Genomic DNA, 11,771 nt, shown 5'->3' on the forward strand with positions numbered 1-11,771 from the left:
CCGCAACTTCCGGATGCCTCCCGGGTTCACAGGGCATTTCCCGGAGGAATCACCGCATGAAGCAACACGGAAGGACGACCTTCATCTCGGCGTGCGCGCTGTTGGCCCTGGACCTCATCGGCTGTGGAACCGCCGGGGACGCCGCCCTTGAACCCATCGAGGAGTCGTCCCTGGGCACGTCCCAGGCGGCCCTCACGGTGTATGAACAAGCCGCGCTGGACACGGCCAACACCTCGGCGAGCTGCGCGCCGCTCGGGAACTTCTACTGGGAGCTTGGCAATGCAGCGGGGGCGCTCTACGCAATCCCGCGAGGCAGCGGCGTGTCCGCGACGACGGTGATGCCCATCGCGTCCGCGAGCAAGTGGCTGTACGCGGGGGCCTACGTGCAGGCGAAGGGGTACGCGAACCTCACCGCGGACGAGAAGAAGCGGCTCAACTTCACCAGCGGCTACATCGACGAGAGCACCACCTTGTGTGGGGACGCTGGGACGACGGTCTCGGATTGCTATGGCCCCGCCTACAAGGACGTCTCCTACCGCTCGCTCCAGAACGGCCGTTTCTTCTACAACGGCGGCCACATGCAGAAGCTGGCCCTGGACGATATCGGCGCGAGAAAGGGCACCGGTGTGGCCAGCGTCATGGACTGGATCAACGCCCGGCTGGGCACCACCCTGCCGGAGTCCGACAGCGACGTCGCCCCGGCCGGGGGTTTCTCCGCCAGCGCGGCGTACTACCGCGTCTTCCTGATGAAGCTGATCAACAACCAGTACGAGCTGTCCTCCAAGCTGAACGTGGACTCCGTTCCGGCCTGGGAGGGGGGCACCAACGTCTCCTACACGCCGTGGACGGCAGCAGGTCAGGCGTACTACGGGCTGGGGCACTGGATTGAAGGAGAGACCGTCAGTGGCGTGTGGACCGTGACGGGCCACTCCTCGGCGGGAGCCTTTGGTTTCTACCCCTGGGTGAACGCCGCCAGGACCCGGTACATGCTCCTGGCCCGCAGTCGCCAGCTCGGGGCGGATGCGGAGGGCGAGAAGTCACGTGCCTGTGCCCAGGCCATCCGCAAGGCCTACGAGCTGGGCGTGCCGCAGCCGTAGCCGCCACGCGGCTTCGCGCGTCCGTGTCCGCGACGCGCGAGCCGCTCCCGGGCGGTGGGGAAGGGTCAGCGCACCTCGAGTTCGTAGATGCGCGTCGCCGGGTCGCCGTTCTGGGACGGGGTGGTCACGTTGAGCTTGATGTAGCGCGCCGAGGTGGCGCTGATCGCGTGGGTCGACGTGTTGGCGGTGTTGTTGGTCACCGTCACCGGGGTGCTCCAGGTCGTGCCGTTGGTGGAGGTCTGGAGGGTGAAGGCCCGGGTGTTCCAGGTGCTCGATTCGCCGCCCGCGCCGGCATGCTTGACGACGAAGCTGCTGACCGTCTGCGCCGAGCCGAGGTCCACCTGAAGCCACGCAGGAGCGGCCAACGAGCAGAACTTGTCGGTGGTGCCGCCGGAGACGCTTCCGTTGACCGCCTTGGCCGCCGTTTCGCTGGTGTTGCAGGCGCTGGAGCCGGTCGTCGGCTTGTTGAGCGCCAGGTTGACGTTGCCGGCGCCGACCGAGACGGTCTGGGTCTTGGTGTTGCTGGCGCCGCCATTGTCGGTCACGGTCAGGGTGACGTTGTAGTTGCCGGTGCTGGCATAGACACGGCTGGGATTGGTCGCGGTCGAGCCGCTGCCGTCGCCAAAGTTCCAACTGCGGGAGGTGATGCTGCCGTCGCTGTCGCTGGAGGCGTCGCTGAAGGTCGCCGTGAGTCCGCTCACGGTGACGCCGAAGTTGGCCACCGGCGGGGTGTTGCCGCTGACCGCGGTGTTGATCGCCGCCGCGTACTGCGCGGCCGTGCCCTGCGCCCCGCACGCCTGGATGTCGTCGTAGAGCCACATGAAGCCGCCGTTGATGCCAGCGGTGCTCTTCCAGTTGCTCATCTTGCTCTGCACCGTGGCCGGACTGTCGCCGCTGCCGCAGCCAGAGCCGTGGCGCGACCACAGGCCCGGGTCGACGGTCATGCCCATCGCGGTGTTCCAGCTCGCCGGGTTGTTGCCGGCGCCGCCGTCGTAGACCTGGAGGTAGATGCCGTCCACCGCGCTGCCGAGGTTGTCCTTGAGGCTCCGCCAGAAGGTCTGCTGGGTGTAGGGCGCGAAGGTGATCTTGTAGCCCTGGCCAATCAGCATCTGCCCGAACTGGGTGGTCGGGGCGAGGTCGTAGGCGCTCTCATCGTCGAAGTTGACCGCGTTGGCGCCCGTGGCGGTCTTCAGCGCCTGGAAGTTGCGGTACAGGATGCTGTTGCTGCCGGTGCCGCAGACGAGGGTGCTGCCGCAGCCCGTGGCGGTGCCGTTGACCAGCCGGGCCATGCGCTCGAAGTCGGGAACGCTCCAGGCGCCAATCGACACTTCGATGCGATTGACGGACGTGGGCGCGGTCTTGAGCGTGGCCAGCCGCGTGGGCCAGGCCGGGTCACCGATGTAGGCGCCGTTCCTGACCACCGGGATGTCGTTGTAGACGAGGTCGCCGTTGTCCTCGATGTGGAAGCTCCACAGGATCACGGTGGTGAAGCCCGAGCCGCGCAGGTCATCCATCACCGCGGTGCCGCCGGAATAGAAGGGGCCGCCGCCGTAGATCGCCGAATCAGCCTGGGCCGCTGGCGTGAATGCAAACAGGGTGAGGGCAGCGAGCGCCGACCCGAAGCGGTGGACGGGAAGGAGGCAGGACGCGAGTGGCTTCGACTTCAGCATGGTGCGATCTCCTGTCGCCGGCTTCGGCGACAGGCAGACATTGCGAGCGCCGAAGCCGGAATGTCCATGTTATTCGGACATTCCGGAATAGGGCGAATCTCTTTGCCTGGGCTCAGCGGAGGCCGACGAAGTCGATACCGGCGGAGGAGATCTGGTCGTTCCAGGGGCCTCCCGCAGCGGCGTTGATGTCGCTCAGGCTCTGGGTCGTGCTGAAGCACCTGCCCGTTCGCGAAGGGTGTTCGCAGAGGGTCGCGCGATAGGGGCCGAGGATCCTGACGGAGGACAGGATGTCATCGAAGCCCAGGTCGCCCAGATAGTCGACGCCGGAGGTGAGCCGCAGCACGTTGCCTTCGAACTGGCCGTGCTCGTAGAGGTACACCCCGTCCGAGGCGGAGTAGGCCTGGACGGCATACGTGTAGTCGCCCAGGGAGGCCTTGTAGCCCGTCCCGTAATCCGAATACGCCCAGTTGCTGAGTCCGCCGGGCGCCTTCTTCACGACCACGCTCCAGAGCTGGAAGGGGAAGCGGGAGCTCACCCGACCATGAAGCTGGAGGGCCCGGTCGCTCGTGCTTCCTGACAGCGCGCCGAGCTGGGCGTTCACGAAGCCGCCCAGGAAGCCATTGCTCACCGCGCTCGTCACCGTGCGCGAGGTGAAGGCCAGGTGCGTGTAGTCATCCATGGTGTCGGATTGGACGTAGCTTCCATCCGTGTGCATCCAACCGGCCCAACTGCCCTTGAGCGCCAGGGCATGCCAGTACCGTCCCGGGGCGGCGTTCTGGAGGAACGCGTTGAGGCCATACCAGCGGGCCTGGGCGTCACCGCCAAGCGTGTAGGAGATGTTCCTGAACGCAGTGCCGAAATCGCCTGGGAGGATGCTGGCGGAAGGCAGCAACCGGTAGTTGAGGGCCAGGATGGCGTCGATCAGCCCCGCTCCCGGGAAGTCCATCATCATGACCCCCGCGCGCTGGACGTTGCCTCCCACCAGATGGTCGATGGCGAAGTCATTGACGCCCCGGATGGAGAGGCCGTCGCCTCCGGCCACCACGTTGGGAAAGGCGGCCACGGAGGAGCCACTGAGGAAGTTCACATACAGCGTGGGAGGGGCCCCCGCGTTCGTCCTCCCCAGGTGGTCCCGGACCTTGTCCCACTTGTTGTCGATGTCGAAGATGGTGGACACGGTCCAGTCATCCTGGAGGGCCAGCGAACCCCAGCTCACGCCGTAGGCGCCACCGCTGAAGTTGTCCAGGACGACGATCTTGCCGCGCACCTCCCCGAGCGTGGGGACGTGGGTGCCTCGCCAGACATAGGGGCTGTAGGCGGGCTGGTTGCGATACCACTCGAACGTCTGCTGGAAGCCGCGGCTGTTGCCCTCCGGGGTGTGCTCCTCCTTCACCCGCATGAGGATCGTTTCGCCGGGATGGTCGCGCAGGAACTGGGTGGTGGTCGTCAGCACGTCATCGAAGTTGGCGTTCAGGTAGACGACGCCATGGTGGATGGCGAACCGGTCGCCAATGTGGCGACACCGGATGTCCAGGGCACGCAGGCCCGCGTCCAGCTGGGCCCTCAGGCTCAGGGATTGCGTCTGGGTGAGGTCGCCGCCCGTCGAGGTGAACGCCATGGAGTCATGGGTGCCCGGCAGCGAAAGGGAGGCGAGGCTCGCGGAGCCCGGCATCCAGCTCAACCAGTCCGGATGACTCGTTTCGATGCTGCCGGAGTGGTTGTAATAGCGCCCCCGTGCGGCAGCGGGGGTGGTCGCGAGCAGCGCGAGGAAGAGCACCGCCGCCGCGTCGCGCAGGCAGGGAGCATGGAGCATCCGGTGGGACATGGGGCCTCGGGGGAGGAGGGCGATGCGTGGGTGAACGACACCGCACTCTATGCTGTCAGGTTTCCAGCCAGAGATCGTCGGGCGGCCGCATGGCCAATTTCTTCGAGAGTCCCTTCAAGGGCATCACGCTGGACCGGCAGGTCACCCATCCCAACATCGTCGTCGGGCGCCACAGCTACTACTCCGGCTACTACCACGGTCACAGCTTTGATGACTGTGCGCGCTTCCTGCTGCCCCATGAGGGCGCGGACCGGCTGATCGTGGGCAGCTTCTGCTCCATCGGCTCGGGTGCGGCCTTCATCATGGCTGGGAATCAAGGCCATCGGAACGAATGGGTCAGCACCTTTCCGTTCTTCTACATGTCAGAGGTGCCGCACTTCGCCGGCGCACGCGACGGGTACCTGGCGGCGGGAGACACGGTCATCGGCAACGATGTCTGGATTGGCTCGGAAGCCATCATCATGCCTGGCATCCACGTCGGTCACGGCGCCGTCATCGGCACCCGGGCGCTGGTGACCAGGGATGTCGAGCCCTACAGCATCGTCGGGGGCAATCCGGCCCGGCCCATCCGCAAGCGTTTCTCCGAGGAGCAGATCGCCATGCTGCTGGAGATGAGCTGGTGGGATTGGCCCGACGCGCGATTGCACGAAGCCATGCCTCTTCTGTGCGATGGCGATGTCGCGTCCCTGCATCGCTGGTGGCAGGCCCACCTCCGCGGTACTCCATGAATCATCCCGGATGACCTAACGTGACCGCGCCGGTGAAGCCCACCCCGGCGCGTCCATCTCGAAAGCGTCAGCCCATGCCCCACTTCGAATCACCCGAAGCTTCCTCTCGTGCCGCCCCGCTCATCGTGGCGCTCATGCTCGCGCTCACCGCATGCGGGCCCGACCTGGTGCAGGAGGGGACATGGGGTCAGGGCGCCGCGACGGCGCTCACCGCCACGGCGAACCTGTCCTCGGTGCGAGAGGACCACACGGCGACGTTGCTGCCGGATGGCCGGGTGCTCGTGGTGGGAGGACTTGTCTCCGGTAACATCGGCCTCGCCAGCGCGGAGCTTTATGATCCGGCCACCGGCACCTGGTCCGTCACCGGCTCGCTCGCGGAAGGCCGCTTCAACCATGCGGCGACGCTGCTTCCCGACGGCCGGGTGCTCGTGACGGGAGGCCGGGGGGGCGGTGAGCTCGGTCCCCGCTCCAGCGCGGAGCTGTATGACCCAGCCACGGGGACGTGGTCCACCACGGGCGCGCTCTCGGTGGCTCGCTACTTCCACTCAGCGACCCTGCTGAGCAACGGCAAGGTGTTGGTGGCGGGGGGCCTTGGTGTCGGCGTCACCGGGTCCAACATCCTCGCCAGCGCGGAGCTTTATGATCCGGCCACCGGCACCTGGGCGACCACTGGCGCAATGCCGAACATCCGCTACAGGCATCAGGTGACGGCGCTGCTCACTGGCAAGGCGCTCCTCGTGGGCGGACACGCCGCGTCCGGCGCCTACTACTCCTCGTGCCTGCTCTACAATCCGGCGACCGGCACCTGGGCCGCGACTGGCGCGCTCCCCGCGTACCGCGCCTATGCCGGACAGACGCTGCTGTCCGATGGCAGGGTGCTTGTCACGGGAGGAAGCAATGCGAACGTCAGCCTCGCGACGGCCGTGGCGTACAACCCGGCCACGGGCACCTGGGCCGCTACTGCCTCGATGTCGGAGGGTCGTTCCTTCCACACCGCGACGCTGCTGTCCCAGGGCAGGGTCCTCCTCGCGGGCGGAAGCAAGACCGCACAGGTGTATGATCCGGCGACCGGTTCCTCCACGGTGGGGGCTCTCTCGCAGGTCCGCTCCAGCCCCACGGCGACGACGCTGCTCGATGGCCGGGTGCTCGTGGTGGGCGGGCGCGGCCTCAGCGGCGCGCTCGCGACCTCCGAGGTGTTCGACCCGACCACGGGCTCGTGGGCGCCGACTCCGACCCTGGCCGAGGCCCGTCAGCTCCACACGGCGACGACGCTGGACGACGGCCGGGTGCTCGTCGTGGGCGGGCTGGGCGCCACCGGTCCCCTCGCCAGCGCCGAACTGGCGGACCCCGCCACGGGCACCGTGTCCGTCACCGGCGCGCTGGCCCAGGCCCGCGACAGCCACACGGCCACGCGGCTGACGGATGGCAGGGTGCTCGTCACCGGCGGAAAGGACGCCAGCGGCGCGCTCGCCACCTGCGAACTGCTGGATCCGGCCACCGGCACCTGGACGACGACGGGCTCGCTCGCGCAGGCCCGCCGCGTCCACACGGCGACGCTGCTGTCCGATGGCCGGGTGCTCGTCACCGGCGGGCTGGGCGCCAGCAGCCCCCTCGCGACCAGCGAGGTGTTCGACCCGGCCACCGGCACCTGGACGACGACGGGCTCCCTGGCGGCGGCGCGCTCGCTCCACACCGCGACGCTGCTGCCCACCGGCAAGGTGCTCGTCGCGGGCGGCAGGAGCGCCACCGCGGCACTGGCCACCGCCCAGCTCTATGACCCGGCCACCGGCGCTTGGACCGCGACGGGCGCGCTGACGGCGCGTTCGGCTCACACGGCGACGCTGCTGGACAACGGCAAGGTGCTCGTGGCCGGTGGAGATGGCGCCACCGAGGCATTGGCCACGGCCCAACTGTATGACCCGGCCACCGGCGCGTGGACCGCAGCGGGTTCGATGGCGGTGGGGCGCTCCAGCCACACCGCGACGCTGCTGCCGGATGGCCAGGTGCTGATGGCGGGCGGCAAGGTCACCACCGGCTTCATCTCCAGCACCGAGCTCTTCGAGCCGACGCTGGGCGCCTGGCACACCTCCGCTCCGCTCACGACGAGCCGCGCTTGGCACACCGCGACCGCGCTGCCCGACGGGAAGGTGCTCGTCATGGCGGGGCTCGGCCCCAGCGGCACCCTGCGCGGCTTCGAGCTGCATGACCCGGCCGTCGAAACCTGGAAGGCGACCGGTCCGCTCGCGCAGGCCCGCCGCTACCACACGGCGACGCTGCTGCCGGACGGCCGGGTGCTCGTGGTGGGAGGGCAGGGGGCCGCTGGCGCGCTGGCGAGCGCGGAGCTGTATGACCCGGCCACCGGCACCTGGGCGACCACGGGCGCGCTCACCGGGGCCCGCTACGGCCACACCGCGACGCTGCTGCCGGATGGCAGGGTGCTCGTGGTGGGAGGCATCGGCACGGCGGCCCTCGCCACGGCGCAGCTGTATGATCCGGCGACGGGCGTCTGGACCTCCACGGGCTCGCTGACCCAGGCCCGGTACTTCCACACCGCGACGCTGCTGCCCACCGGCAAGGTGCTCGTGGTGGGAGGCTATGGCACGGCGGCCCTCGCCACGGCGCAGTTGTATGATCCGGCGACGGGCGTCTGGACCGCCACGGGTTCGCTGCCCACGGTCCGCTACAGCCACACGGCGACGCTGCTGCCCGCGCAGTTCCAGATGACGCCGGGGCAGGTCCTGGTGGTGGGCGGCCAGAGCACCACCGCCGTCACCTCGGCCCTCGCCACGGCCGCGCAATACAACCCGACGACCGGCACCTGGAGCGCGGTGAGCGCGCTGACCCTCGCCCAGGCCCGTGCCTTCCACACCGCGACACTGCTGAATGACGGCAACCTGCTCGTGACGGGTGGGACGGGTACCAGCGCCTCCCTCGCCACGACCGAGCTGCTCAATCCGTTCTTCAAGGCCCCCTCCGTGACCGCCAAGGGGGCGCTCATTCAAGCCCGCGCGCGCTTCACGGCGACGGCGCTGCAGGATGGCCGGGTGCTCGTGGCGGGCGGGACGGGCGCCACCGCCATCCTCGGCAGCGTGGAGGTGTATGCCTCCGGCACGTGGTCGAACACCGCCACGCTCATCCAGGCCCGCCGGGCGCACACGGCGACACGGCTCTCCAACGGCCAGGTGCTCGTGGTGGGCGGAGAGAACGGCACGAGCCTCCCGTACCTCGCGACCGCCGAGCTGTACTGAGCCGCGGGCCGCGCAGGGGCGTCGCATCGCAGGTCATGCGACGCCCCGCGACAGATGCGGAGGCGCGCCCCCGCCCGCTGCTTCAGGTCCTCGCCCGCACGAAGTCGACGAAGGCCTTGAGCACGGGCGGCAGGTGCCTGCGGCTCGGGTAGTAGAGGAAGAACCCGGGGTAGGGCGGGCACCAGGCCTCCAGGACGCGGACCAGCCGCCGCTGCTGCACCAGGGACTCGACCTGGGACTCAAAGACATACCCCAGCCCCAGGCCCGCGAGCGCGGCCTCCAGGATCTCCACCTGATCGCTCAGGGCCAGGGAGCCCCGCGTCTCCACCTCCAGCTCCTGGCCATTGCGCTCCAGCTCCCAGGCGTAGCGTGAGCCATTGCTGAACCGCAGTTGGATGCAGTCCTGTGTGGCGAGGTCCTTCGGGGTCTTCGGAAGAGGGTGCTTCACGAAGTACTCCGGCGAGCCGACGATGGCCGAGCGCAGCGGAGGCCCGAGCGGAATCGCCACCATGTCCGCGGCCACGCGCTCGCGGAAGCGCACGCCCGCGTCGAAGCCCTCCTTGACGATGTCCACGAACGCGGGGTTGTCGACGATGTCCACCTCGATGCCCGGGTAGGCCGCCATGAAGGGGCCGAGCACCGGCATCAATCCCAGCCGCGTCGCCACCCGGGCCGCGGTGATGCGCAGCCGGCCCACGGGTGCCTCGCGGAAGGCGTTCAGGTCATCGAGAGCATCGTCGATGTCCCGGAACGCGGGGCGGAGCCGCTCGGCGAGCCGCTCTCCGGCCGCTGTGAGTCCGACGCTCCGGGTGGTGCGGTGCACCAGCCGCAGGCCCAGCTTCTCCTCCAGCCCCCTCAGGCTGTGGCTCAGCGCCGAGGGCGTCACCCCCAGCGCCCCCGCCGCGCGACGGAAGTTCAGGTGCCTGGCGATCTCCAGGAACACCGTCAGCTCACGGACGTCGGCCTGCATGGATGCTCCCTCTCCACTGTTGAGCGGGGCTCAACGGTCTTGTGCATGCTGTATCCATTCCCTCATGGATGGCCAGCGCCTATCTCTATGCGTGTGGAACCCCTCCCAAGGAGCACGCACATGAAGACCTGGCTCATCACTGGAGCATCCCGTGGATTTGGACTTCGCATCGCGCAGGCGGCGCTCGACGCGGGTGACCGAGTCATCGCCACCGCGCGCAACCCCCAGAGCATTCCCCTTCAGGCGCACCCCCGGCTGGTCGTCGCGAAGCTGGACGTGACCGACGAGGCCGAGGCCCGGCGCGTCGTGGCGGACGCGGGGCGCATCGACGTGCTCGTGAACAACGCGGGCTTCGGGCTGCTCGGGGGCGTCGAGGAGTCGAGCGCCGAGGAGATCGAGAAGCTCTACCGGACCAACGTCTTCGGCCTGCTGGCCGTCACCCGCGCCGTGCTGCCCGTCATGCGCCAGCAGCGCTCCGGGCATGTCATCAACCTCTCGTCCGTCGGCGGGTACCGCGCGGGGGCGGGGTTCGGCGTGTACTGCTCCACGAAGTTCGCCGTGGAAGGGCTGAGCGAGGCGCTGCATGAGGAGCTCGCCCCGTTGGGCATCCACGTCACGGTCGTTGAGCCCGGCTACTTCCGCACCGACTTCCTGGATGAGATGTCGCTCACCCGGGCGGCGAAGATCATCCCCGACTACGCGGAGACGTCCGGCGCGACGCGCGCTCGCGCCACCCAGATCAACCACCAGCAGCCGGGAGACCCGGCGAAGCTCGCCACCGCGCTGATGGAGTTGGTGAAGCTGGAGCGGCCCCCGCTGCGCCTCGCCCTGGGCAGCGACACGGTGAAGGGCATCGAGGACAAGAACGCCTTCGTCGCTCGGGAGCTGGCCGCCCACCGCGCGCTCTCCCTCTCCACGGACTTCACTTCGTAAGTCCGGTTTCAGGAACGACGGGTGGAGGCTTGGGGGCGGAGCGTAGGACGCAAATGACCGACTGGTCGTAATCCGGAAGATCGAAGTCACTCAACCCCGGTGCGACCGTCGTCACGAGTGCTTGTCGGGCGGCCATATACCAGTCGGGTGGCTCGATGCAGTAGGTGGAGGATCCACCCGGCATCGCTCAGCGATCCCTGGCGGGCATCGTCCGCCAGTTGCTGCTCAGTCGGGGCACTCACTTCCATTCTGTTGTTATCAATTGATTCTTGGACCAGCGTACGCCGGGCAACTCGAAGGCCTGTTCCTCGGACAGGTCTTCATCCGTGAATCCAAACTCCGTGGTCGTTCCTTTGTGGAAGAGGTTGTAGGCCGTCCACGCATCCTTGGGGCTGGTGCGCGGCGCGCTGACCTTCCACTTCACGAGGTATCGACCGTCGAGCAGTTGCTTGTGGGAGATCACGATGGGGCGCTCCGCTACCTCGACGGGGCACGCATCGAACGCTGGGAGCCCTCCCTTCGACGACCAGAAAAGGCGGCAGGCCGCGCCCTGAATCGTTCCCTTCTCGCTGGTGATGAGCTCGTGATGAGCGACGTGCAAAGGGCCCCGGTCGTGAAGCCGGAAGTTCCCGTCGAACAGCAGGTCGATGACCGCCTCGTGGCAGGGAACAGAAGACTTGTTCTCAAGAATGATGTGCCATGGGTGGATGTCCCGATTCGGGGTGCTGTGTCCGGACAGGGACAGATGAAAGGTGACTCGGAGGTCCGGCACTTCTTGCCGTCGGGACACGTCCCGTATTTCGTATTCCTCCATGGGCTTCGATTGATACTCGAAGCGCTTGTAGAAGAGCTTGTCTCGGGCCTGATGGGGGGCTCGGACGCTCTGGGGCACATGGACCACATAGGCGACGCGCCCCGGGCTCGATTTCGTCAGTGGAATCTGTTGGATCCGAACGCCATCGATGCGCCGCTGGATGCCCGAGTTGATGACCTGATCCAGCCACTCGCGTGTCACCACCGCGGGGTCGACACCTTCGTCGATTCGCTCCGCCATCCGAGTCTGCTTGTTCTCGGGAATCCCGTAGACAAGCGTTCCGCCCGCTGAATTCGCGAGGGCTGAAACATCTTTTGTGATTTCGTCCTTCACCTTCTCGGTGCGGTCAAGTGCCTTGGATGCTTTGTAGTCCAGGGTCAGCGACTCCTGGACCTGGCTGTTGATGAGTTCAAGGAGGTCCTCTTCTGCCCACTCCCAGGGTTTCTTCACGTGACTCCTCTGGCTGGCGCGATGACTGCTTACCCC

General features: G+C 67.9%; 8 protein-coding genes. 4 read left to right on the forward strand and 4 right to left on the reverse strand.

What is annotated here, in order from left to right; genetic code table 11:
• Positions 1-56 precede the first annotated feature (56 nt).
• Positions 57-1,097, forward strand: a complete 1,041-nt coding sequence (locus D7Y13_RS00280) for a hypothetical protein (RefSeq protein WP_120581830.1) — start codon at positions 57-59, stop codon at positions 1,095-1,097.
• A gap of 65 nt (positions 1,098-1,162) precedes the next feature.
• Here D7Y13_RS00280 and D7Y13_RS00285 read toward each other — a convergent pair whose 3' ends face one another.
• Both D7Y13_RS00285 and D7Y13_RS00290 read right to left on the reverse strand, forming a co-directional pair.
• Positions 1,163-2,767: a PKD domain-containing protein gene (locus D7Y13_RS00285; RefSeq protein WP_120581829.1), complete on the reverse strand. Its 1,605-nt coding sequence runs from the start codon at positions 2,765-2,767 to the stop codon at positions 1,163-1,165.
• A gap of 112 nt (positions 2,768-2,879) precedes the next feature.
• A complete protein-coding gene (locus tag D7Y13_RS00290; protein WP_244222302.1) occupies positions 2,880-4,580 on the reverse strand; it encodes a phosphatidylinositol-specific phospholipase C domain-containing protein in 1,701 nt (566 codons plus the stop codon).
• A gap of 101 nt (positions 4,581-4,681) precedes the next feature.
• Between D7Y13_RS00290 and catB the strand changes: the two genes are divergently transcribed.
• Both catB and D7Y13_RS00300 read left to right on the forward strand, forming a co-directional pair.
• The gene (gene catB / locus D7Y13_RS00295; protein ID WP_120530870.1) at positions 4,682-5,320 is read left to right on the forward strand and encodes a type B chloramphenicol O-acetyltransferase; all 639 of its coding nucleotides are present in this window, start codon (positions 4,682-4,684) and stop codon (positions 5,318-5,320) included.
• A 74-nt stretch (positions 5,321-5,394) separates the two neighbouring features.
• Positions 5,395-8,568 carry a Kelch repeat-containing protein gene (locus tag D7Y13_RS00300; protein WP_120581827.1) on the forward strand — a complete coding sequence of 1,058 codons (3,174 nt, stop codon included), beginning with the start codon at positions 5,395-5,397 and terminating at the stop codon, positions 8,566-8,568.
• 82 nt (positions 8,569-8,650) lie between these two features.
• Here D7Y13_RS00300 and D7Y13_RS00305 read toward each other — a convergent pair whose 3' ends face one another.
• Entirely contained in the window at positions 8,651-9,538 is an 888-nt protein-coding gene (locus D7Y13_RS00305) for a LysR family transcriptional regulator (RefSeq protein ID WP_120581826.1), read from the reverse strand.
• Positions 9,539-9,658: 120 nt separating this feature from the next.
• On the opposite strand from D7Y13_RS00305, the gene D7Y13_RS00310 reads away from it, so the two are divergent.
• The gene (locus D7Y13_RS00310; RefSeq protein WP_120530873.1) at positions 9,659-10,471 is read left to right on the forward strand and encodes an oxidoreductase; all 813 of its coding nucleotides are present in this window, start codon (positions 9,659-9,661) and stop codon (positions 10,469-10,471) included.
• Between the two features lie 238 nt (positions 10,472-10,709).
• Here the strand turns inward: D7Y13_RS00310 and D7Y13_RS00315 are convergent, their stop codons facing one another.
• Complete coding sequence (locus D7Y13_RS00315; RefSeq protein ID WP_158620233.1) at positions 10,710-11,735, reverse strand: AlbA family DNA-binding domain-containing protein; 1,026 nt, start codon at positions 11,733-11,735, stop codon at positions 10,710-10,712.
• Between the last annotated feature and the right edge of the window lie 36 nt (positions 11,736-11,771).

This window comes from Corallococcus praedator, assembly GCF_003612125.1.
GTDB classification, from domain to species: domain Bacteria; phylum Myxococcota; class Myxococcia; order Myxococcales; family Myxococcaceae; genus Corallococcus; species Corallococcus praedator.